Origin of the sequence: Methylobacterium fujisawaense (assembly GCF_039619325.1) — a bacterium.
GTDB classification, from domain to species: Bacteria; Pseudomonadota; Alphaproteobacteria; order Rhizobiales; family Beijerinckiaceae; genus Methylobacterium; species Methylobacterium fujisawaense.
Map to the genome: position 1 here is coordinate 6,065,895 of NZ_CP155000.1, position 22,805 is coordinate 6,088,699.

Annotated in this window: 21 protein-coding genes; 12 read left to right on the top strand and 9 right to left on the bottom strand. The window is 71.1% G+C overall.

Translation table 11 applies throughout. The features are described 5' to 3' along the window. Positions 1-122: 122 nt before the first annotated feature. Positions 123-725, top strand: a complete 603-nt coding sequence (locus ABC766_RS28840) for an adenylate kinase (RefSeq protein ID WP_043355040.1) — start codon at positions 123-125, stop codon at positions 723-725. A gap of 94 nt (positions 726-819) precedes the next feature. Further along, the gene (locus ABC766_RS28845; RefSeq protein WP_043757447.1) at positions 820-1,050 is read left to right on the top strand and encodes a hypothetical protein; all 231 of its coding nucleotides are present in this window, start codon (positions 820-822) and stop codon (positions 1,048-1,050) included. A 37-nt stretch (positions 1,051-1,087) separates the two neighbouring features. Here the strand turns inward: ABC766_RS28845 and ABC766_RS28850 are convergent, their stop codons facing one another. After that, on the bottom strand, positions 1,088-1,444 hold the full coding sequence (locus ABC766_RS28850) for a hypothetical protein (RefSeq protein ID WP_043355044.1): 357 nt from the start codon (positions 1,442-1,444) through the stop codon (positions 1,088-1,090). Positions 1,445-1,696: 252 nt separating this feature from the next. Here ABC766_RS28850 and rpsM point away from each other — a divergent pair, with 252 nt between their 5' ends. From rpsM to rplQ, 5 genes are all read left to right on the top strand, one after another. After that, a complete protein-coding gene (gene rpsM / locus ABC766_RS28855; protein ID WP_010686168.1) occupies positions 1,697-2,065 on the top strand; it encodes a 30S ribosomal protein S13 in 369 nt (122 codons plus the stop codon). A 172-nt stretch (positions 2,066-2,237) separates the two neighbouring features. Continuing rightward, positions 2,238-2,627, top strand: coding sequence for a 30S ribosomal protein S11 (rpsK, locus tag ABC766_RS28860; protein ID WP_010686167.1), 390 nt, complete (start codon positions 2,238-2,240; stop codon positions 2,625-2,627). Positions 2,628-2,661: 34 nt separating this feature from the next. After that, the gene (locus ABC766_RS28865; RefSeq protein ID WP_043355054.1) at positions 2,662-3,534 is read left to right on the top strand and encodes an MBL fold metallo-hydrolase; all 873 of its coding nucleotides are present in this window, start codon (positions 2,662-2,664) and stop codon (positions 3,532-3,534) included. Positions 3,535-3,642: 108 nt separating this feature from the next. Further along, on the top strand, positions 3,643-4,662 hold the full coding sequence (locus ABC766_RS28870) for a DNA-directed RNA polymerase subunit alpha (RefSeq protein WP_010686165.1): 1,020 nt from the start codon (positions 3,643-3,645) through the stop codon (positions 4,660-4,662). A gap of 200 nt (positions 4,663-4,862) precedes the next feature. Next, complete coding sequence (gene rplQ, locus ABC766_RS28875; RefSeq protein WP_342144361.1) at positions 4,863-5,273, top strand: 50S ribosomal protein L17; 411 nt, start codon at positions 4,863-4,865, stop codon at positions 5,271-5,273. 489 nt (positions 5,274-5,762) lie between these two features. On the opposite strand, the gene ABC766_RS28880 is transcribed toward rplQ, so the two are convergent. From ABC766_RS28880 to ABC766_RS28915, 8 genes are read right to left on the bottom strand one after another with little or no spacing between them, the layout of a single operon-like run. Beyond that, positions 5,763-7,649, bottom strand: coding sequence for a response regulator (locus tag ABC766_RS28880; protein WP_345820056.1), 1,887 nt, complete (start codon positions 7,647-7,649; stop codon positions 5,763-5,765). Continuing rightward, positions 7,642-9,363 carry a response regulator gene (locus ABC766_RS28885; RefSeq protein WP_043387375.1) on the bottom strand — a complete coding sequence of 574 codons (1,722 nt, stop codon included), beginning with the start codon at positions 9,361-9,363 and terminating at the stop codon, positions 7,642-7,644. The genes ABC766_RS28880 and ABC766_RS28885 overlap by 8 nt, the downstream gene beginning before the upstream one ends. Further along, positions 9,360-10,427, bottom strand: coding sequence for a chemotaxis-specific protein-glutamate methyltransferase CheB (cheB, locus tag ABC766_RS28890; RefSeq protein ID WP_043387373.1), 1,068 nt, complete (start codon positions 10,425-10,427; stop codon positions 9,360-9,362). Before cheB ends, ABC766_RS28885 begins: the two co-directional genes overlap by 4 nt. Next, complete coding sequence (locus tag ABC766_RS28895; protein WP_345820057.1) at positions 10,424-12,664, bottom strand: hybrid sensor histidine kinase/response regulator; 2,241 nt, start codon at positions 12,662-12,664, stop codon at positions 10,424-10,426. The genes cheB and ABC766_RS28895 overlap by 4 nt, the downstream gene beginning before the upstream one ends. Before the next feature lie 13 nt (positions 12,665-12,677). Beyond that, entirely contained in the window at positions 12,678-14,351 is a 1,674-nt protein-coding gene (locus tag ABC766_RS28900) for a methyl-accepting chemotaxis protein (RefSeq protein ID WP_345820058.1), read from the bottom strand. Between the two features lie 37 nt (positions 14,352-14,388). Then, a complete protein-coding gene (locus ABC766_RS28905; protein ID WP_043352543.1) occupies positions 14,389-14,961 on the bottom strand; it encodes a chemotaxis protein CheW in 573 nt (190 codons plus the stop codon). Continuing rightward, entirely contained in the window at positions 14,961-16,505 is a 1,545-nt protein-coding gene (locus tag ABC766_RS28910; RefSeq protein ID WP_345820059.1) for a protein-glutamate O-methyltransferase CheR, read from the bottom strand. The genes ABC766_RS28905 and ABC766_RS28910 overlap by 1 nt, the downstream gene beginning before the upstream one ends. Positions 16,506-16,512: 7 nt before the next feature. Further along, positions 16,513-17,007 (bottom strand): chemotaxis protein CheW, encoded by a 495-nt coding sequence (locus tag ABC766_RS28915; protein WP_043352540.1) that lies wholly within the window; start codon positions 17,005-17,007, stop codon positions 16,513-16,515. 206 nt (positions 17,008-17,213) lie between these two features. On the opposite strand from ABC766_RS28915, the gene ABC766_RS28920 reads away from it, so the two are divergent. The 5 genes from ABC766_RS28920 to ABC766_RS28940 all read left to right on the top strand — a co-directional run bounded on the left by ABC766_RS28920 (position 17,214) and on the right by ABC766_RS28940 (position 22,740). Further along, positions 17,214-17,459 (top strand): hypothetical protein, encoded by a 246-nt coding sequence (locus ABC766_RS28920; RefSeq protein ID WP_051044842.1) that lies wholly within the window; start codon positions 17,214-17,216, stop codon positions 17,457-17,459. A gap of 269 nt (positions 17,460-17,728) precedes the next feature. Continuing rightward, on the top strand, positions 17,729-18,550 hold the full coding sequence (locus ABC766_RS28925) for a DeoR/GlpR family DNA-binding transcription regulator (RefSeq protein ID WP_043352536.1): 822 nt from the start codon (positions 17,729-17,731) through the stop codon (positions 18,548-18,550). A gap of 84 nt (positions 18,551-18,634) precedes the next feature. Then, positions 18,635-20,167, top strand: a complete 1,533-nt coding sequence (gene glpD, locus ABC766_RS28930; protein WP_345820060.1) for a glycerol-3-phosphate dehydrogenase — start codon at positions 18,635-18,637, stop codon at positions 20,165-20,167. A gap of 55 nt (positions 20,168-20,222) precedes the next feature. Then, the gene (gene glpK / locus ABC766_RS28935; protein WP_043757431.1) at positions 20,223-21,728 is read left to right on the top strand and encodes a glycerol kinase GlpK; all 1,506 of its coding nucleotides are present in this window, start codon (positions 20,223-20,225) and stop codon (positions 21,726-21,728) included. A 280-nt stretch (positions 21,729-22,008) separates the two neighbouring features. Then, positions 22,009-22,740: an MIP/aquaporin family protein gene (locus ABC766_RS28940; RefSeq protein WP_043352530.1), complete on the top strand. Its 732-nt coding sequence runs from the start codon at positions 22,009-22,011 to the stop codon at positions 22,738-22,740. Positions 22,741-22,805 lie beyond the last annotated feature (65 nt).

Genomic DNA, 22,805 nt, shown 5'->3' on the forward strand with positions numbered 1-22,805 from the left:
CAAAGGTCTGGATGCCTGTCGGGCCCTGACCGGCTAGAAGACCCCGAACCCGGCGATGCCAGGGAGGCTTCGCCACCACGGCTTGTGCCCACAGAGAGAGTGGGCCGAACGAGGACAACGCCATGCGTATCATTCTGCTCGGGCCGCCCGGTGCGGGGAAGGGGACGCAATCCGAGCGGATCGTACAGCGCTTCGGCATCCCGCAGCTTTCCACCGGCGACATGCTTCGCGCGGCCGTAGCCGCCGGGACGCCGATCGGCCTCGAGGCCAAGGCCGTGATGGAATCCGGCGGTCTCGTCTCGGATCGGATCGTGGTCGGCATCGTCGCCGAGCGGATCGAGGAGGCGGATGCCCGCCGCGGCTTCATCCTGGACGGCTTCCCGCGCACGGTGGCGCAGGCCGAGGCCCTCGGCACGATGCTGGCCGGCAAGGGGATGGGCCTCTCCGCGGTGGTCGAGCTGAAGGTCGACGAGAACGCCCTGGTCGGCCGCATCGAGAAGCGGGCCGCCGAGACCTTGGCCCGCGGCCAGGCGGTGCGGAAGGACGACACCCCGGAGGTGTTCAAGCAGCGTCTCGAGGCCTATCGCGCCCAGACGGCCCCGCTGTCGGCCTATTATGCCAAGCAGGGCATGCTGGAGACCATCGACGGCATGCAGCCGATCGACAAGGTCACGGCCGACCTGATGGCGGTGCTGGAGCCGCACGAGGAGCGCGTCGCCTCCTGAGTCGATCGCCGCGCGCCGACCGCTCGGTGGCGCGCGGACGTGAACCCGAGGCGTGGTCAGTGGGTTGAGAGGCGCATCCCGGATCGGAATCGCCATGACCCTCCGCCTCTTCGCCACCGCGACGCTCCTCCTCGCGGTCGCACTCCCCCCTCTGCCGGCCTTCGCGCAGAGCCCCGCCCAGTCCTTCGTGTACGGGCAGAAGCGCTTCCGCCATGCCTGCCGGCCGCCGCTCAAGTATGTGGCGGGGACCTGCGCCCGCCGCTGCCCCGCGGGCTATCAGGATATGGGCGGCTATTGCCGGCTGCGGAACCAGGGCTTCCGCTGAGACGCGGCTGCCGACTCGCAGCGCCCGGGACGATGCATCAGATCCGCCCTTCGCGACGCAGGCTCCCGAAGAAGTTGGCGATATCCATCTGAAGCGAGCGGTGGCCGAACAGGCGGAACGGGTAGCCCTCGTCGGTGCCGATGCGCAGCTCGATCATCGCCGTCATCGGGTTGTAGCGGAAGACCATGCGGTGCCCGGCGAAGGTCGCCCAGAGCAGGGGCGGCCCGTCATCCGCGCTCTGAAGCGCCACGGAGCCGGGCTCCGCTTCGGCGAGGATGCCGCCGATGACCGCGAGCGTCACCGGCAAGACCTCGTCCAGGGTTTCCTCGGCGGCCCGCAACACCGAGTCGGCGAAGGCCCGGAGCGTTGCGCCGTCGCTGGTCAGAACCGCCATCTTGGCTCCTCAATCTTCTCGGCCCGGGTCCCGCACGCGGCGCATGACGGGACGCGGTCATGCCTGACGGTCGTTGACATCGGGCCGCACGCGCGCTAGCAGGCCCTCCTTCGTCCAACCGAACGATGGTCCGAGGTGCCCTGTCCAGGGCCGCCCGCGGGCCGCGTCGTCGTTTCACGTGCGCAGGGGCCGGCCTCCACCGGACGCGCGCGACACCAGCCCGGACACCCGGGCCTGACATGGAGAGTGATCGTGGCCCGTATCGCAGGCGTCAACATCCCGACCAACAAGCGCGTCGTCATCGCGCTTCAGTACATCCACGGCATCGGCGCCAAGAAGGCCGAGGAGATCACCCAGAAGGTGAACATCCCCGCCGAACGTCGGGTCAACCAGCTGACCGACGCCGAGGTTCTCTCGATCCGCGAGACGATCGACCGCGACTACCTGGTCGAAGGCGATCTGCGCCGCGAAGTGTCGATGAACATCAAGCGCCTGATGGATCTCGGCGCCTATCGCGGCCTGCGTCACCGCAAGCAGCTGCCGGTCCGCGGCCAGCGCACCCACACCAACGCCCGCACCCGCAAGGGCAAGGCGAAGCCGATCGCCGGCAAGAAGAAGTAATCTTTTGGGATCGGGAGGCCGGGCTTCGCTCGGCCTCCATTCCGTCCCGCTGGGCGTCCCATGAGGCGCCTGGCCCTGGCTCGCCAGCCCTGCACGGGCCAAGCGGCCAAGTCCCAAGAAGAATCCCGAGCGCCTGGTGTTACGGGCGTGCCTGAAGGAAGAGTGAGAACAGATGGCTAAGGAACCGCAACGCGTCCGCCGGCGCGAACGCAAGAACATCGTGTCGGGCGTCGCCCACGTGAACGCCTCGTTCAACAACACGATGATCACCATCACGGACGCGCAGGGCAACACGATCTCGTGGTCGTCCGCCGGCGCCATGGGCTTCAAGGGCTCGCGGAAGTCGACCCCGTACGCCGCCCAGGTTGCCGCCGAGGATGCCGGCCGCAAGGCCGCCGAGCACGGCATGCGCACCCTCGAGGTCGAGGTGTCGGGTCCCGGTTCGGGCCGCGAGTCGGCGCTGCGCGCCCTCCAGGCCGCGGGCTTCACGGTGACCTCGATCCGCGACGTCACCTCGATCCCGCACAACGGCTGCCGGCCGCGCAAGCGTCGCCGCGTCTGATCCGAGCCGGAGAAGCCTTTTGACGGAGAAGCTCATGACGGGATCGAAGCCGCTTCCGGGCGTGCTGCGTTGGAACCTCGGCGACCTTACGGTCACCGCGCTCAACGACGGCTGGTTTCAGGCCAGCCTCGATCTCGTCACGGGGATCTCCCAGGAGGAGGCCGGGCGGCTTCAGGTGGCGGGCTTCCGCACCGAGCAGCCCAAGATCACGCTGAACGCCTTTCTGATCACCGGCGCCGGCCGCAAGCCGGTGCTGATCGATACGGGCTATGGCGATCTGGCTCCGGCCGAGACCCTCGGCCGGGCCGGCGCGGCGCTGGCCCTCACGGGCGTCAAGCCGGAGGAGATCGAAACCGTTCTCGTCACCCACCTGCATCCCGACCATGTGGGCGGGCTCGTGAAGGACGGTGCGGCCCGATACCCGAACGCCGAGATCGTGGTTCACGCCGACGAGGCGGCCCACTGGCTGCCGGACGAGGCCCTGTCGCGGGCGCCGGATGCGGCCAAGCCGTATTTCGAGGGCGCCCGGAAAGCCGTGGCGCCCTATGCCAAGCGGATGCGGGAGCATCGGGGTGGCGAGGTTCTGCCCGGCATCACCGCGCTCCATCTGCCCGGCCATACGCCGGGCCATTGCGGTTTCCGCATCGTCTCCGGTGGACAGTCGCTGTTGATGTGGACGGATGTGGTGCACCTGCCGGCGATCCAGTTCAAGAACCCCCAGGCGGGTGTGGGCTTCGACGTCGACGGAGATCAGGCGCGGGAGACGCGCAAGAAGATCATGGACGCGGTGGCGAGCGAGCGGACCTTCATCGCCGGTTCGCATCTCGAATTCCCGGCGCTCGGCTACGTGGATCGGGACGGGGCGGGATACAGCTTCGTTCCGGCACTCTGGGTCGGCGGCGAGTAACGGCAAACACGGATTCAGGGACCGTTCGGGGCGCCAAGGGGCGGCGCCGAACGGCCGAAGCGCGGGAACGGGCGTCGCGGATCCCGGGCATGGACGAGAGGTAGGATCGTGGTCATTCAGAAGAATTGGCAGGAACTGATCAAGCCGAACAAGCTGCAGGTCACGACCGGCGACGACCCCAAGCGGGTCGCGACCGTCGTCGCCGAGCCGCTCGAGCGCGGCTTCGGCACGACGCTGGGCAACGCCCTGCGCCGGGTGCTCCTGTCGTCGCTCCAGGGCGCGGCCGTGACCTCGGTGCAGATCGACGGCGTGCTGCACGAGTTCTCGTCGATCCCCGGCGTGCGCGAGGACGTCACCGACATCGTCCTCAACATCAAGACCATCGCCATCCGCTCGCAGACCGACGCGCCCAAGCGCATGACCCTGCGCAAGACCGGCCCGGGCCTCGTCACGGCCGGTGACATCGGCACGGTCGGCGACATCCAGATCCTGAACCCCGACCTCGTGATCTGCACGCTGGACGACGGCGCCGAGATCCGGATGGAGTTCACGGTGGCCACCGGCAAGGGCTACGTCCCGGCCGAGCGCAATCGCCCCGAGGACGCCCCGATCGGCCTGATCCCGGTCGACTCGCTGTTCTCGCCGGTCACCAAGGTCAGCTACCGCGTCGAGACGACCCGCGAGGGCCAGGATCTCGACAAGGACAAGCTCACCATGACGGTGGAGACCAACGGCGCGGTCTCGCCGGAGGATGCGCTGGCCTATGCCGCCCGCATCATCCAGGACCAGCTCCAGGTCTTCGTGAACTTCGAGGATCCGCGCAAGGAAGAGGCCGCGCCGCTCGCGCCGCAGCTGCCCTTCAACCCGGCGCTGCTCAAGAAGGTGGACGAGCTGGAGCTGTCGGTCCGTTCGGCGAACTGCCTGAAGAACGACAACATCGTCTATATCGGCGACCTCATCCAGAAGTCCGAGGGCGAGATGCTGCGGACCCCGAACTTCGGCCGCAAGTCGCTCAACGAGATCAAGGAAGTGCTCGCCGGCATGGGCCTGCACCTCGGCATGGACATCCCCGGCTGGCCGCCGGAGAACATCGAGGACCTCGCCAAGCGCTTCGAGGAGCACTACTGAGAGGCGAAGCCGCCTCGGGCTGAACGGGGCGGCGCTGTACGGCGCCGTCGGTTTGGCCGGTCCAGACCCGGGACTTCGCCGCGCCGACGCGAGGTCCCGAAAGAATCCCGCCGCAGGGTCATGCGGAATCAACCGCCCCGATTTCGGGGCACCCGGCCGTACCGTGGCACGGCGGCCGAGACGAAAAGGAAGCCAGCACCATGCGTCACGGTTATCGCGGCCGCCGTTTCAACCGCACCGCCGAGCATCGCAAGGCGATGTTCGCCAACATGTCGGTCGCTCTGCTCAAGCACGAGCAGATCATCACGACCCTGCCGAAGGCCAAGGATCTGCGCCCGGTGGTGGAGAAGCTGATCACGCTCGGCCGCATCGACAGCGTTCACACCCGTCGTCTCGCCATGGCGCAGCTGCGCGATGCCGACATGGTCAAGAAGCTCTTCACCGTGCTCGGCCCGCGCTACAAGGGCCGTCCGGGCGGCTATTGCCGCATCATGAAGGCCGGCTTCCGCCAGGGCGACAACGCCCCGATGGCCGTGATCGAGTTCGTCGATCGCGACGTCGAGGCCCGCGGCAAGGATTCCGGTCCGAGCCAGGTCGCCGACGCCGCCTGATCCATCGAAGGGCGTTCCGGCGCTCCCGATGTCTGAGAAGCCGTCCCGGCTCATCCGGGGCGGCTTCTTGCGTTTCGCGTCTGTGTCCATTGCGAGCGGAGCGAAGCAATCCAAGGCAGCGCGCGGTCTCAGGCTGTCGCGTGTCCCTGGGTCGCTTCGCTCCGCTCGCGATGACGATGCGCAAGTCATAAAAAAACCCGCCGGCTCGCGCCGACGGGTCTGTAGCAGGGTCCACGTCTCGGATGGTCGCGGGAGCTCGCCCTGGCGGCCCGTATCGGACGGGCCGGGAACTCGACCGCGCCGCGTTCCGAAAACCCCTATCCCTGCCGGAACTCGTCCGGTGGACCGTCCTGGTCCAGATCGTTGTCACGCCTGCGGCGCGGGAAGATGCCGTGATTGCTCATGGTCCACCTCCTCTTCGTAACCCGGAGCCATCGGGCTCCACGGAGAGAGAATGAGCCGGCAACCGGTTGGTTGCAAGCCCCCCCCTCAGACGGAGGTCCCGACCGCGCCCTCCAGCAGCGTGGCGACCCGGGCCGCGAGATCGGCCGAGCGGAACGGCTTGGCGAGCACCGGCAGGTCCTCAGGGATCTGCATCGCATCGGCGTGGCCCGTGAGGATCAGGACCGGCATGTGCGGATCCCGGTCGCGGATCTCGGCGGCCAGCTCGATGCCGCTCATGCCGGGCATGGCCAGATCGGCCACGACGATGTCGTAGCGGTCCCCCTGGAGAAGCCGGAGCGCAGCCTCGCCATCGCCGGCCTCCGTGGTGCTGTGGCCGAATCCGGTCAGAAAGGAGGCCGTCACGTGCCGCACCTGCGGGTCGTCGTCGACGATGAGGACGCGGGCGCGCCGGCCGGCGACCGGGGCGGCACCGGACGCCTCGGCGGCCTGCTCGGGGGCTTGGTCGGCGAAGGGCAGAGCCAGCTCGACACGGGTACCGCGCCCGACCACGCTGTCGATCACCAGCCGGCCCTTGGATTGCTGTGCGAGGCCGAACACCATGGCGAGCCCGAGCCCCGTCCCCTGGCCGACCGCCTTGGTTGTGAAGAACGGCTCGCAGACCCGGCGCAGGATCTCCTCCGGTATGCCGGTGCCCTCGTCGGTGACGCTGATGCCCAGATAGGTGCCGTCGGCGATCTCGGGATCGCCGCCGATGCTGAGTTGCCGGGTCGCCACCGTGATGGTGCCCCCGTCCGGCATGGCGTCCCGGGCGTTGATGCAGAGGTTGAGCACGGCGAGTTCGAGCTGGTCCGGATCGACCTGGACCGCCGCAAGACCCTCCTCGAGGTCGGTCCGGACCGTGACGAGGCCGCCGAGGCTGCGCCCGAACAGGTCGCTCATCCCGGTGATCAGGGTGTTCACGTCGACGGCCCGTGCCTGGAGGTCGTGGGCACGGCTGAAGCTGAGGAGGCGCTTCGTCAGGGACGCGCCGCGTTCGGCGGCTCCGCGGGCGTTCTCGATCAGCCGCTGGACCCGCGGTTGGTCGGCAACCTTCGGGGCGGCGAGTTCGAGGCTGCCGAGGATCGCGGTCAGGAGATTGTTGAAATCGTGCGCGATGCCCCCCGCGAGGGTGCCCAGCGCCTGCATCTTGTCCGATTGCCGCAGCCGGGCCTCCAGGGTCCGCTGCTCGGTCACGTCGCGCTCGATCATCGCGAGGTGGCTGATCGAACCGCCGGCATCGCGGATCGGCACGCGCGTCACGTGGCTCCACTGCTCGGCCCCCGTCGGGCCATCGCTGATGAGGCTCTCGGCCACCACCCCGGAGCGGATCGCCGCCTCGTCCGCCGCCGTCACCGGGGCCGCCTTCGGGCCGAGGAGCTCGCCCTCGCGCCGCCCGAGGCAGGCGGCGATGTCGTGGCCGAGGAGGGCGGCCTTGCGGGCGTTCAGCCGCACGAACCGGCCCTGGGCGTCCTTGAAGCTGATCGCGTCCTGGGCGTGGTCGAGGAGGCCGCGCAGGAGCGCCCGCTCGGTGGCGAGGTCCCGGCCGAGGCTATGGCGCTCGAAGGCCTGCCGGACGGTGGAGCGCAGCAGGCCGGCATCCCAGGGCTTGGTGACGTAACCGACGATGCCGCCGCGGTTGAGGGCGGCGATCACCGCGGTGATGTCGGCGTAGCCGGTCAGCAGGATCGCCTGCGCGTCGTGAAAGGTGCGGGCCTCGGCGAGGAGCGCGTCGCCGGTCAGGCCGGGCATGCGCTGGTCGGAGAGCACGACGGCGATGTCGGGCTCGGCGCGCAGGATCTCCAGCGCCTCCGCGGGGCGCGAGGTCGTCAGCACCCGGTAGGACTCCTCGAACAGGTCCTCCAGGGCGATCAGGATATCCGGCTCGTCGTCGACGGCCAGGATCGTCCCTACACCTGCCGTACCGTCACTCATGCACTGGCGCCTGCCGCGGGATCCCGATCACGAAGCAGGCTCCCCCACCCGGGGCCGTCTCCACGGTGAGCGAGCCGCTATGCGCTTGAACGACGCTGTATGCAATCGCAAGACCCAGACCGGTACCGGATCCCACCGGTTTCGTCGTGAAGAACGGCTCGAAGATCTTCTCCCGCAACGTATCCGGGATTCCGGGACCGGTATCGCTGATACGGATCTCGTCGAACTCTGGGCTCGACTGGGTCGTAATCCGGATCGTGCCGCCCTCCGGCATCGCGTCGGCGGCGTTGCCCAGGATGTTCATCACCACCTGATTGAGCAGCGCCGGGGTGCAGTGGATCTCGGCGCGCCCCGCGAAGCTGCGCTCCACGGCGATCCGGTCGCCGAGCTTGTGCTGGATCAGGGCCAGCACCGTCTCGATCGCCTCCGGGACGTTGACCAGGGCACGTTCGCCCTCGTCGAGGCGCGAGAACTTCCGCAGGTTCAGCACGAGATCCTGGATCCGGGTCAGCCCCATCCGCATCGAGCCGACCCGTTGCCGGGCCTTGTCGACGGCGCGGGCGGCCGCGTCCGGCGCGGCATCCGGCAATTCGCCGAGCAGGCGTTCGACCGTGCCCTGATGGGCCAGGATGAAGGCCAGCGGGTTGTTGATCTCGTGGGCGATGCCGGCCACCAGTTCGCCCAGCGAAGCCATCTTGGCGGCCTGGACGAGCTTGGACTGCGCCTCGGTGAGTTGGCGATTGGCATCGGCGAGGTCGCGGTTCGCGCGCTCCAGGGCGTCGGCGAGCCCGGCCCGCGCCTCGGCCGCCTCGGCCTCGGCGCGGGCGCGCTCCACCGCCCGCTCGCGCTCGCCGAACTGGCCGGCGATGCGCCGGTCATCCTCCTCCAGCAGGCGCCGCCGCACGAAGCCGCGCACCCGCAGCGCCAGGACCTCGGCATCGGTCTTCGAGACCACGTCGTCGGCCCCGGCCGCGTAGGCTTCGACGAGGAAAGTCTTGGCCGGATCGCTGCCGGCGATCCCGACGAGGTGGAAGCCCGCACCCGCCGCCTGGCCGGAGCGCCGCTCGCTGATCACCTGGCACAGGGCGAGGCCGTCATAGGCGTGGCCCAGGAGATCGACCGTCACGCAGTCGAAGGCCTCGGCGCCGGCCGCCGCGTCCAGGGCGGCCAGCGCCGCGTCCGGCCCGTCGGCGCTGACCACGTGATGGCCGTCCTGGCCCATCAGGCCGGCGAGGAAGGTCCGGTACGTCGCGCTCCCGTCGATCACCAGGATCCGCCCGCGCCGGAACGCGGCCGCACCCGGGCCCTCGCCCTCGCTTGCGGGGCGACGCTCGCGCAGCAGGGCGCGGATCCGCAGGATCATCAGGTCGCGATCGGCGGATTTCGGCAGGTAGGCGTCGGCGCCGCTCTCGAGGCCCTGACGCTCGCCCCCGCTGCCGCCGGTCAGCATCAGGACGGGGAGGGCCCGGGTGCGCAGGGACAGGCGCATCTGCCGGATCAGCTCGTCGCCGTTCATGCCCGGCAGGTGATAGTCGGCCACCACGAGATCGGGCTGGCTGCGGTTGAGGTGGTCGAGGGCGGTCTCGGCGGAGGCGCAGCGCTCCACGGCGAATCCGTGCGCCTCCAGGAGCAGACGCAGCTCCAGGGCCTGCGTCTCCGAATCCTCGACGAGCAGGATCCGGGCCGGCACCTCAACCGTGCCGGCCTCGATCACGGCCGAGCCCCCCCGTCCACGAGGCGCAGGACGTGGTCGGCGATTCGGTCGAGGGGGAGAACGGCCCGGGCGGCCCCGAGCCTTACGGCCGCCGCCGGCATGCCGTAGACGACCGCGGTGCTCTCATGCTCGGCGACGGTCTGGGCGCCGGCCTTCTGCATGTCGGCGAGACCGATGGCTCCGTCCTCGCCCATGCCGGTGAGCAGCACGCCGATGCCGGAGGCTCCGGATTGCCGGGCCATGGACCGGAACAGCACGGTGGCGGCGGGGCGCTGGCCCGAGACCGGCGCGGAGTCGATCACCCGCAGGATCCGGCCGGAGCCGATCTCCAGGTGGCGGTCGCCCGGGGCCACGTAGACGCGGCCGGCTTCGGCCCGCTCCCCGTCCCGGGCCAGCGCCACCGGCAGGGTCACGACGCTGTCGAGCCAGCTGGCGAACCCGTCCATGAAGGCCGCCCCCATGTGCTGGACCACCAGCACCGGCAGGGGGAAATCCTGGGGCAGGGCGCCGATCACCCGCGCCAGCGCCGGAGGGCCGCCCGTCGAGGCGGCGATGCCCAGGAGGCTCGGGGCCTGCCCGGTCAGCTCGGCCGGCGGCGCGTGGGGCGCAGCGACGGCACGGCCCGCCCATTCGGTGCCGATCGGGCGGCGGCGGATGACCGGAACCTGGGCCATGATCCGCAGCTGCGTGCAGATCTCGCCGGCCACGCCCTCATAGCCGGCATGGGTCGTGGCCACCGGCTTCTCGACCACCGACAGGGCCCCGGCCCGCAGCGCGTTCATGGAGATGCGCAGCGAGGAATCCTCGACCGAATCCGCCACGACGACGATCGGTGTCGGGTGCTCGGCCATGATCCGGCGGGTCGTCTCGAGGCCGTCGATGCCCGGAAGGCGGATATCCATCGAGATCACGTCCGGCCGCACGGTCCGGAGCTTGTCGAGGGCCTCCTCGCCGGACGCGACCGCAGCCACGAGTTCGAGGCGGGGATCGCGGGAGACGATGTGGCGCAGCAGCTCGCGCACCACGAGGCTGTCCTCCACGAGCATCACACGGACGGGGGTCATAGGAGCTGCCCGATCGTATCCAGCAACTGGCGCTGGTCGAACTTCTGCTTGGTGAGGTAGGCGTCGGCGCCGAGATCCAGGCCCCGGGCGACGTCGGCGGCATCCCCGCGGGAGGTCATCAGGATCGTCGGAAGCCGGGCGAAGCGCTCGTCGGCCCGGAGGGCCTTGAGCAGGCCGAACCCGTCGAGCCGTGGCATCTCCACGTCGGCGAGAACCAGGTCCACGGGCTCGATCTCGGCGCGCAGCCGTTCGAGGGCATCCTGCCCGTCGACGCAAACGACCACACGGTAGCCGGCGGCTTCCAAGATGCCCTTCTCCAAGGTCCGGGTGGTGATCGAATCGTCGACGACCAGAATCGTCGCGCGGGCGGATGCGCGCGGCGACACGGGAGTCGTCGAACGTTGAGCCGGCCCCATCGTTCCGAGCGACCCGCCCGACGCCCCGGCCAGGGCGCGAACCGCGATCCCCTCGGGATCGAGGACCAGGACCGGCACGTCCCCGTGCAGGACCGCCGTGCCGGCGATCAGGCCCGGATCGGCCCCGAAGGCGGGCGCGGGCAGGACCAGGAACGGACGGACGTCGTGCAGACGATCGACCGAAAGGGCGAGACGGCCGCCGCGGGTCCGCAGCACCACGGCGGTCAGCATGCCGGGATCGGCGGGATCGGCCGACTGTCCGAGCATCGCGGCGAGGTCCGTGACCGGGTGGCTCGTCGCCGCATCCCCCTCACCGAGCCGCAGGATCGTCCGTCCCATCGCGACCGGGAGTTCGCCGCGCTTGAGGCGCAGGAGGCGCTCCACGGCGCCCCCCGGCAGCGCGTAGCTGCGCCCGGCCGCCTCGACCAGCAGCAGGCTGCGCCGGGCCGCCGAGAGCGGCAGGCTGAAGATCAGGGCGGTGCCGGCCGGATCGCGCGGCTCCAGGCGGACGCTGCCCATGAGTTGGCGGGCGGCGTCCGCGGCGACCGAGAGGCCGTAGCCGCGCCCCGACAGGGTATCGACCGCCTCGGCGGTGGAGAAGCCGGGCTCGAAGACGAGGCGCAGCAGGGTCTCCGGGTCGGCGGCGGCCGCGGGACCGAGGAGGCCGCGGGCCCGGGCCGCCGCCTCGATCCGGGCGAGGTCCGGCCCGGGCCCATCGTCGAAGACGGTGACCTGAAGGCGGGAGCCCTGCACTGCGACCGCGAGCCCGAGGCCCAGGGCCTCCGGCTTGCCGGCCGCGCGCCGCACCTCCGGCGCCTCCCAGCCGTGGCTGAGGGCGTTGCGGAGGGCGTGGAGCAGCGGATCCTTCAGGGCCTGCAGCGTGCCGCGCTCCACCGGCAGGTCGAGGCCCCGCAGGTCGATATCGACCTCGCGGCCCTGCTCCCGGGCCGTCTCGCGCAGCGACCGGGCCAGCGGCGCCAGCACGGTCTCGGCCGGCACCAGGGCGAGGCGCTCGGCGGCGGCCCGGACGCGGGTCGCCGCCCCCTCGACCGCGCTGGTCGCGGAAGCTTGGCGCCGCGATAGATCCGCGGCCTCCCGGGCGAAGGCGTCGGCGCGGGCCGCGAAGGCGCGCCATTCGGGCCGCTCCGCGCCGGCCCCGGCGGCGAGGGTCTCCGCGCCGAGGCGCAGGTCGCGGGCGAGGCGGGCGAGGCGGGCGAGGCCGTCGGCCGCGGGCGCTTGGCCCGCCAGGGTGCTGGCCAGATCGTGGCTCGCCCGGGCCAGCGCCTCGACGGCGTCCGCCGGCACCCGCAGGATGGCGGCGGAGGCTTCGGCCGGCTCGGGGGCCGGCTTCGGCGCAGGCGCGGCCGGTGACGGGGTCGGTGACGGGGCCGCCGGCATGGCGGGCGGGCTCGGGGCCGGAGCCGAGGCCGGGCCGGGCGGCGGCGCTTCCCCGGGCAGATCGAGGAGGCGCCCGAGCGCCGCCAGGGCGTCGGGCGGCATCTCCGGGCCGGCCCCGTCCGTGAGGCCGGCGACGTAGGACTCGATCCGGTCGAGAACGAGGTGGACGGCGTTGGCCGCCTCGCGGTCGAGGGCGGTGGCGCCGGTGCGCACGCCCTCGAACAGGGTCTCGAGGCGGTGGGCGACCGCCTCGACCGCGGGGAGGTCGACGGCGCGCGCCGCCCCCTTCAGGCTGTGGGCCCGGCGGAAGACGTCGTTCCAATCCGGCGTGGCGCTGCCGAGCGCCCCGCGGATCGCCGTGACGTGCTCCCGATGCTCCACATCGAAGGCGGCGAGCAGGAGCTTGCGGATATCCTCGGCCAAGGGGCGCGCCGCCTCAGTTCCGGTAGCGTTCGGCGAGGGCCATGAGGGCCTGGGCGAGTTCGGTGAGGTTGGCGGAGGCGGCCTCGACCTGCCGGGTGCCGGCCGCGGTCTGCTGGCTGGCCTGGCGGATGTTCTGGAGCGCGCCCATCACCTGCTCGATGCCGAGCTGCTGCTGGTTGGTCGAGGCGACGATCTGCTGGAAGGTCTGGACGTTCTCCTCCACCCGGGCGGTGATCTCCTCGATGGTCCGCTGCGTCGTGTCCGAGCGCGTCTTGCCGGCGGCGGCGCGCTTGACCGCCTCCTCGGTGAGCATGACCGAGGTGTTGATGCCCCGCTGGATCTCGCCCAGGATCCCCCGCACCTGGCCGGTGGCCGCCTTGGCCTGATCGGCCAGGAGCTTCATCTCGGAAGCGACCACCGCGAAGCTGCGCCCGCTCTCGCCGGCCGCCGCCGCCTCGATGGCGGCGTTGAGCGCCAGCAGGTGCGTGCGCTCCGAGATGTCGTTGACCGTCTCGATGATGTCGCCGATCGTCTGGGTCTTCTCCGACAGGCTGACGATGTTGCCGGCCACCGCCTCCGCCTGCTCGCGGATCGCCTCCATGGCCTTGGCGGTGTCGGACACGGCGCGCAGGCCCTGGCGGGAGGTCTGCGCGGTCGCCTGGGCGGTGGCGATCACCTCGGTGGCCCGCTTGCTGATCTGCGCGCCCGAATGGGTGATCTCGTCGACCGTGGCCGCCGTCTCCTGCACCGCCGCGAATTGCTGCTCCACCGAGGCCGCCTGCTCCTGCGCCGAGGCGCGGATCTCCGCCGCCGCCGCGTTCAGGTCCGCCGTCGCCGCCCGGTTGGTCCGCGCCAGATCCGACAGACCCGCAACCATCGCGTTGAGACGCGCGGAGAGCTGACCGATCTCGTCGCGGCCGCCCGCCGTCAGCTGGCCGGACAGGTCGCCCTCGCCGACGCGGGCGACGAAGGCCATGACCGATTCGAGGGGGCGCACCACCGCGCGGCTGATCAGCCACGTGATCAGGAGCGCCAGCAGCACCGAGGCGCCCAGGGTCAGGTAGATCGAGAGGCGCGAGCGCTCGTAGACCGCCTGCGCGGCGCGCTGGCCCAGGGCCATGCTGCCGTCGAGTTGCGACCGGAGGTTCTTGATCCCGTCGAGGAAGGGCGCCTGCAGGCGGCTGATCTCCGCGTTGCGGGCCTCGACCGCCGCGACATCCTGCTGGGCGATGGCGGCGAACTGCGCTTCGCCCTGGGCCTTGACCTCGCGGAAGAAGCCCTGGACCGTGTTCGCCGCGGCGGCGATGCGGTCCCAGGCCGCGATGCGCTCGGCGGAAATGCCCTGCGCCCGGTACTCGCCGGCGAGCTGGATCGTCGTGGCGAGCCGGTTCTCCACCTGGGCCGCGGTCTGGCGCCAGGCCGTGAGGGTCTCGCCGGTCTGGGCCGGGCGGCCCTGAGCCTGCATCAGCATCCCGATCACGGCGGTGCGGCGCAGGAGACCGAGATCGCGCGCCTCGTTCCCGAGATCGTCGAGCTGGCGCAGGACCGTCATGTCCCGCCGGACGATCGCGTCGGTCGTGTCGCGCACCGCTCCGATCTGCTCAAGGGCGTAGAGCCCGAGCGCCACCACCACGGCGGTGATGGCGAAGAAGCCGAGAAGGATGCGTTTTCCGATCGAGAGCGACACGGGCGGGGAGGGCTCCGGTTGGGGCAGGCGGCCCGGTTCAGGGCAGGGCGCGGCGCAGGAGACGGGGGAGGTCGATGACGACGAAGTCGGGGCGGCCGTCGCCGACCGCTCCGGAGGCGGAGCCCGGCGCATAGACCGAAGCGGCCTCGTTGCCCAAGCCGTCGGGATCGACGGCGGCCTCGCCGGAGGCGGCGACCCGGGCGATGCCGAGCACGCGGTCCACCGCGAGGGCGAGGGGCTGCGGATGGGGCCCGCGCAGCACGATCAGATGACCCTCCGACCCCGCATCCGATGCCGCGTCGGGCCGGCCGAGAGCGCGGGCGAGGCTGAGGACCCCGACGATCCGCCCGGACAGGGCGATGAGGCCGTCCAGCGCCGGCACCGCGCCGGGCATCGGCGTACAGGGGCGTGACGGGAGGACCTGCGCGACGGCTGCTAGGGGCAGGCCATAACGCTCACTGCCGCAGGCGCAGACGAGCTGGTCGATGTCCAGGCCGGCGGCCGCCGCGACCGCGCCGCGGCGGGCGAGGGCGACCGCGCGCTCGGCGCGCAGATCCCGCTCCGGCCGGGTCCGCGGCCGGGCCTCCTGCGCACTCGGGCGTGCCCCCATCAGGACCTCCTGCTGTCGGTGACGCAGAGCGCGGCGCGGGCCGCGGCCGCACTGGCCGCGATCTCGCCGGCGGAAGCGCCGTCGCCCTCGGGCAGCGCCGTGTCCGGGCCGAGGGCTTGACTCAAGGCGACGGCATTGTCGAGGGCGCGAACGGCCTCGTGCGGGCGCTGCAGCGCGATCAGCAGCAGGCCGAGGTGATAGTGCGCCATCACGAAGCCCCGGTCGAGGTAGAGCGCGGCCCGAAGCGCCCGCTCGGCCTCGGCGTCGCGCCCGAGGGTATGGGCCAGCAGCCCCTCGTAGAAGCGCAGGGCCGTGTCGGTCGGATCTCGATCCAGCGCGGTCCGCAGGGCCCGCCAGGCCGCGCCGGTCTCCCCGGCATCGGCGAGCGTGCGGATGCGGTCGAGCCCTCCCGCCTCCTCCTCGGCCGACCAAGCGTCCGGGGGGCCCGTCTCGGCGGAGATCGTCTCGGCGGAGATCGTCCCGGCTGCGGCATCGGCAGCCGGGTTCGGGGCGGGATCGGCAGCAGCGTCGACGGCCGCGTCGACGGCGGACGGGGTCGGTATCCGGCCGGACCTCTGGCCGCACGGCTCCGCCCCCTGGGGCGCCGGACGGGGCGGATCCGCCGCCGACACGGCGGCCAGGGCGAGCGGCGGCGCCTCGGGGCGAGGGCGGTAGGCCACGGTGCCGGGCAGGCTGACGGCGTCGAGGAAGCTCGCGAAGGCGGGACTCGGCTCGGCGTGGCCGAGCAGCAGCCACCCGTCCGGCCGCAGCCTGCGGCCCAGACCGCGCACCACGGCGGCCACCGTCCGGGCCTCGAAGTAGATCAGCACGTTCCGGCAGAGGATCAGGTCGAAAGGCTCGCCCTGCGACGGGACGGGGGCGGCAAGGGTGAGCAGGTTGCCCCGCTCGAACCGGACCGGTCCGCGGAATTCCGGCCGCAGGGCGTAGCCGCCCTCGCGCCGGATGCCCGGCGCGGCCGGCAGACGGGTGAAGTAGCGCAGCCGGTCCTCCGGCGGCATGGTCCGCAGGGCCCATCGGCCGTACTCGGCGGCGCGGGCGGTGGCCAGCGCCTCGGTGCTGATGTCGGTTCCGAGGATCGCGACCCGCCAGTCGGGCAGGGCATCGCCGAGCAGTTCGTGCACCAGGATCGCCAGGGAATAGGGCTCTGCCCCCGTGGAGCAGCCCGCACTCCAGATGCGCAGGACGCGTTCGGAGGCCCGGGCGGCGATCAGCGCCGGCAGGATCGTCTCGCGCAGCGCCTGGAACTGCTCGGCGTAGCGGAAGAAGAACGTCTCGCCGACGGTGATCTCGGCCTCGAGCCGGGCCCATTCCGCCTCACCCGACGCGCCGTCAGACAGGAGACCCGCGTAGGCGGCGCAGTCGGCCACGGCCGCGGCGCGGAAGCGGCGGTGCAGCCGCTCGATCAGCAACTCGTCCTTGTCGATGTAGTAATGATGGCCGGTGCGCGCGATGATCCGCGCCTTGAGGGGCGCGTAGGCGGGATCGGCACCCAGATCGGGACGGGGACTACCCGGACGGGCCATCGCGCGGTCAGACGGAGTGCGGCAGCGCGGCGAGACGTTCGGCGGCGGCCCGCGTCAGGGCGTCGACGCGGATGCGCTCCTGCGCGGTCAGGAGACGCTCCGGCGCCAGCGCGTGGACGAGGCGCTCGCCGAGGACCAGCTCGGCGGCGACGCAGCCGTTGAGGGTATCGGCCTCCTCGGCCTGCCGGATCGCGGAGTCCGGGACGGTCATGAGATCCGCCACGCGATCGACGAGATAGGCGACGGCCTCGCCCTGCATCAGCGCGAGGTGGGCGTAGAGGCCGGGCGCCGCGACCGCCGGGCGCAGGCCCAGCAGGGTCGCCAGATCGATCACCGGAACCGGCGCGCCGCCGAGATTGAGGAAGCCGAGGAGCCAGCCTCCGGCCGCGGGGGGCGTGTGGAGATCCGGGAGCGGCAGGATCTCGGCGACCGCGCTGCGGGGCAGGGCGCAGGCCGTGCCGGCGACATCCAGCAGGAGATAGGCCGAACCGCTGCTGGCCACCGCCACCCGCTCCCCTCGTGCTCGGTCGCGGCCGGGCCGGGACGGGACGCGACATAGGCCGAGTTAACGCTCCCGGCAATTGTGCGCTGCAAGGGCGGGGACTGCGGAACCAAGTCTCGTCTGGGCCGCTTATTTTCCGACGCAGCGGCAACGCGCCTGACGAGGTGCGACGCTTTGCCTGCGCCGGTCTACGCCAGGGATTGATGATGAGGAAACTTCTGTTGGCCGCCGCGTCGCTGACGCTCCTCGCGGGCTCCGCCTACGCCCAGGGTAACTCGCCCTACAACGCCTCTGGCGCGCAGGCCGGCGGCCCGCGCGGCGGCATGGAGCGCGCCGGCGAGGCTGCCGCGATGGAGCAGGGCGCCGCTCCGGCCCAGCGTCCGATGATGCGCAAGCGCATGAAGCACAAGAAGATGATGAAGCATCACCGCCGGATGCGCCACAACATGTGATCGAAGGGCCCCAGGGCGTGCCGGAGACGGCACCGCCCGGGTGGCTCGGCCTGTCGCATGCGCGGCAGGCCTTTTTTGTGCCCGCTCGCGGGCGGGCCGGGCATCCGCGCCCCCTTGAATCATAGTTCGGACCGACGGCGGTTGCGGGCCGGCCGGAGGCGGTCCAAGCTTGCGCGGCGGCCTTCGACAACGAAAAATGTTCGCAAACGAACATCGGCCGAACACCGCTACAGCGGTGCGGCGGCCGGAGGCAACGCGAGGGAGTATCGATGTCACGACCGCTCGACCGGAGATCCGACGACAGGGTCGAGGCGACCGGCGTCGAGGGGCGACGCAGCGCCATCGTCACGGCGGTGCGGCAGCGCGGCTTCGTCACCATCGAGGCCCTGGCGACGCAGTTCGGCGTCACCGTCCAGACGATCCGCCGCGACCTCAACGAATTGAGCGCCGAGGGCCGCCTGGAGCGCTACCGCGGCGGCGGCGGCCTGCCGTCGAGTGTCGAGAACATCGACTACGCCGACCGCCGCGTCACCCTGCTGCCGGAGAAGAGCCGGATCGGCCGCCTCGCGGCGAGCCGCATCCCGTCGCATTGCTCGGTCTTCATCAACATCGGCACGACCCCGGAGGCCGTCGCCCGGGAGCTGACCCGGCACGACGATCTCAGCATCATCACCAACAACCTCAACGTCGCGATCTCCCTGGCCGAGGCCACCGAGTTCCGCATCGTCGTGGCCGGCGGGACCGTGCGCAACCGCGACGGCGCCGTGCTGGGCCAGCTCACCTGCGACACGCTCAGCCAGTTCCGCGTCGACGTGGCGGTGATCGGCATCAGCGGCATCGACGCCGACGGGGCGCTCCTCGACTACGATTACGAGGAAGTCCGGGCGACGCAGACCATCCTGGCCCATGCCCGCAAGACCTTCCTGGTGGCCGACCACACCAAGTTCGGTCGTCGGCCGATGGTCCAGGTCGGGCGCCTGGAGCAGGTGGACACCTTCTTCACGGACCGGATGCCGCCGGCCGAGGTGGTCGCGCTCATGGAGCGCCAGGGTGTCACCCTCGCGGTGGCCGACAGCGCGGACGAACCGTAACGAACATCCATTTTTTCGCTTGCGAAAACACACGGCCGTGTCAATATTATGCCAACCCGCCAGCAGGGCGGCCTTGGAGGAACCATGGCGGCAGCAACGCGCCAGCGCGAGCCGTCCGACGCCTACGATCTCCTGATCGTCGGCGGCGGCATCAACGGCACCGGCATCGCCCGGGACGCAGCCGGCCGGGGCCTGTCGGTCCTGCTGGCCGAACGCGGGGATCTCGCGGGATTCACGTCGTCCTCCTCGACGAAGCTGATCCATGGCGGCCTGCGCTACCTCGAATATTACGAGTTCCGCCTCGTCCGGGAGGCGCTGGCGGAGCGCGAACGGCTGCTGCGGCTCGCGCCGCACGTGATCTGGCCGCTGCGCTTCGTGCTGCCCCACGACGAGGGCCTGCGCCCGGCCTGGATGCTGCGGCTCGGCCTGTTCCTCTACGATCATCTGGCGCGGCTGCGGACGCTGCCGGGCTCACACGGCGTCGACCTGCGCAGCTCCGATTACGGCGCGCCGCTGCAGAAGCGCCTCAAGCGCGGCTTCGTCTATTCCGACTGCTGGGTCGAGGACAGCCGCCTCGTCGTGCTCAACGCCATGGATGCCCGCGAGCGCGGCGCCACGGTGCTGACCCGCACCGGCGTCGTCTCGGCCCGGCGCGAGGGCGACGGCTGGGTCGCGACGCTGCGCGACGAGCGCGGCGGGACCGAGCGCACCGTCCGGGCCAGGGCGGTGGTGAATGCCGCCGGCCCCTGGGTCAGCGAGACGCTCGGCGGCACGCTTGGCATCAACAGCCGCGCGGCGGTCCGCCTGATCAAGGGCAGCCACATCGTGGTCAAGCGCCTGTTCGCGGGCGATCAGGCCTACATCCTGCAGCAGCCCGACAAGCGCATCATCTTCGCGATTCCCTACGAACGGGACTTCACGCTGATCGGCACCACCGACGTCCCCTACGAGGGCGAGCCCGGCCCGGTCTCGATCTCGCCGGAAGAGACCGACTACCTGTGCGGCTGCATCAACCGCTCCTTCGACACCAAGATCACCCCGGCCGATGTGGTCTGGAGCTATTCGGGCGTGCGCCCGCTCTACGACGACGCGGCCGAGAATGCCTCGGCGGTGACCCGCGACTACGTCCTCGACGTCGAGGACCAGGGCGGACGGGCGGCGGTGCTCTCGGTCTTCGGCGGCAAGATCACCACCTACCGGCGGCTCGCCGAGCACGCGCTGGAGAAGCTGAAGCCGTACTTCCCGGCGCTCAAGAAGGCCTGGACCGGCGACGCGGTCCTGCCCGGGGGCGCCATGAAGGATGCCGATTTCGACCAGTTCCTCGCCAAGCTGAGGGCCGAGAAGCTGTTCCTGCCCGACGAGACCGCCCGGCGCCTCGCCCGCGCCTACGGCACCCGGGCCCGGGACATCGTCGGGACCGCACAATCCATGGCCGATCTCGGCGAGGTCTTCGACGGCGGGCTCACGGCGGCCGAGGTCGATTACCTGCGCACCGAGGAATGGGCCGTGACCGCCGAGGACATCCTCTGGCGGCGCTCCAAGCTCGGCCTGCGCACCAGCGCGGAGAGCGCGGCGCGCCTGACCGCCTACCTCGACCGCAAGGCCGAGGCGGCCTGATCTTTTCGGCCCCGATCCGGCGCCAGACCGGTCGGGCATCACAGGGGAGGGAACGATGAGCCGTTACGTCGGGGCCATCGACCAGGGCACCACGAGCAGCCGCTTCATCGTGTTCGACCGCGAGGGCAGCGTGATCGCGCTGGCCCAGGCCGAGCATGCGCAGATCTACCCGGCGCCGGGCCATGTCGAGCATGACGCCGGCGAGATCTGGACCAAGACGCAGGCGGTGATGCGCGAGGCGCTGGAGAAAGGCGGGCTCCAGCCCTCCGATCTGGCGGCCGTGGGCATCACCAACCAGCGCGAGACCACGCTGATCTGGGACCGGACGACCGGCAAGCCCCTGCACAATGCCCTGGTCTGGCAGGACACCCGCAACGACCGGCTGGTGGGCGAGTTTGCCCGCGACGGCGGCCGCGACCGGTTCCGGGATCTCACCGGCCTGCCGCTGGCGAGCTATTTCTCCGGACTCAAACTCCGCTGGCTCCTCGACCACGTCGCGGGGGCCCGGGAGAAGGCCGAAGCCGGCGACGTGCTGTTCGGCAACATCGACACCTGGCTCGTCTGGAACCTGACCGGCGGGACGGAGGGCGGCCTTCACGTCACCGACGTGACCAATGCCAGCCGCACGCAGCTCATGTCGCTCAAGACCCTCGACTGGGACGACGGCATGCTCGAGACCTTCGGCATCCCGCGGGCGATGCTGCCGAAGATCGTCTCGTCGAGCGAGGTCTACGGGGAGACCAAGGCGCCCTTCGCCGGCGTGCCGATCGCCGGCATCCTGGGCGACCAGCAGGCGGCGCTGTTCGGCCAGACCTGCTTCGCGCCGGGCGAGGCCAAGAACACCTACGGCACCGGCTGCTTCGCGCTGATGAACACCGGCACCGAGCCGGTCCCGTCGAAGGCCGGCCTCGTCACAACGCTGGCCTACCGCCTCGACGGGCAGAAGCCGGCCTACGCCCTCGAAGGCTCGATCGCCATCACGGGCGCCCTGGTGCAGTGGCTGCGCGACAACCTGCACATGATCAAGGATTCCGCCGAGGTCGAGACGCTCGCCACGACGGTCGAGGACAACGGCGGCGTCTACTTCGTGCCGGCCTTCTCGGGGCTCTACGCCCCGCACTGGAACGAGGGTGCCCGCGGCCTGATCATCGGGCTTACCCGCTACGTCAACCGCGGCCACATCGCCCGCTCGGTGCTGGAGGCGACCGCCTTCCAGACCCGCGAGGTGCTGCAGGCCATGGCCAAGGATTCCGGCATCCCGGTGAAGGAGCTGCGGGCCGATGGCGGCATGGTCGCCAACAACACGCTCATGCAGTTCCAGTCCGACCTGCTCGACGTGCCGGTGGTGCGCCCGAAGGTGGCCGAGACCACCGCGCTCGGCGCCGCCTACGCGGCGGGCCTCGCGGTCGGCTACTGGAAGGGGCTCGACGATCTCAAGCGCAACTGGGGCGTCGACAAGCGCTGGACGCCGAAGATGGATGCCGGCCAGCGCGAGAAGATCGCCGCGGCCTGGGGCCGGGCGGTGCAGCGCTCCTTCGACTGGAAGACCGACGAGGATTGACGAACGGCTCTCGGGCCCGTGCGCGGGCTCGGGGTCCGTCGTGATCCGATCCCGCCCACCGCGACCTCATCCTGAGGTGGGGCGAAGCCGCCTCGAAGGAGGGCTCCAGAGATCGCGCGGCCGGCTGGAGGCTCTTTCAAGGCGTCCGCTCCGCGCCTGCATCTCAGGATACGGGTGAAGACCAGAAACGGTCAGACATTCGGTGACCGCCTTCGGCGGCCACACGCTCGCACAAGCTTTTAACTCTTACAAAAAAGCAGCGAACGGGGGAGACAAGACTATGACATCACCATTCCTGGGCGAATTCCTGGGTACGATGACCTTGATCGTGCTCGGCGACGGCGTGGTCGCGGGCGCCCTGCTCAAGCACTCCAAGGGCGAGAATGCCGGCTGGATCGCCATCACGGCAGGCTGGGCCTTCGCGGTCCTCGCCGGGGTCTTCGTGGCCAACGCCACCGGCAGCGCCGACGCCCACATCAACCCCGCGGTCACGGTGGCGGGCGCCGTCAGTTCCGGCGATTTCAGCAAGCTTGCCACCTACATTCCCGCCCAGATGCTCGGCGCCTTCGTGGGCGCCGTGATCGTCTGGCTCCACTATCTGCCGCATTGGGGCGCGACCCAGGATACCGGCCTCAAGCTCGCCTGCTTCTGCACCGGTCCGGCGATCCGCGACGCCAAGGCCAACTGGCTCTCCGAGATCATCGCGACCTTCTTCCTGATCCTGACGATCTCCGCCCTCGTGACCACCACGCTGGGTTCCGCGGGGGCGATCCCGCGGGGCGTCGCGCCCTACATGGTCGGCATGCTGGTCTGGGGCATCGGCCTGTCGCTCGGCGGCACCACCGGCTACGCCATCAACCCGGCCCGCGACCTCGGGCCGCGCATCGCCCACGCGGTCCTGCCCATCGCCGGCAAGGGCTCCTCCGACTGGGGCTACGCGCTGATTCCCGTGGCCGGCCCCGTGGTCGGGGCCGTGCTGGCCGGGCTGTTCGTACGCCTGCTCGGGATCTGACGGAAATCCCGCACCCTCAACCGCCGCGGGGCGGCCCGGCGTCGCGGCGGTTTGCGGCGCGACGC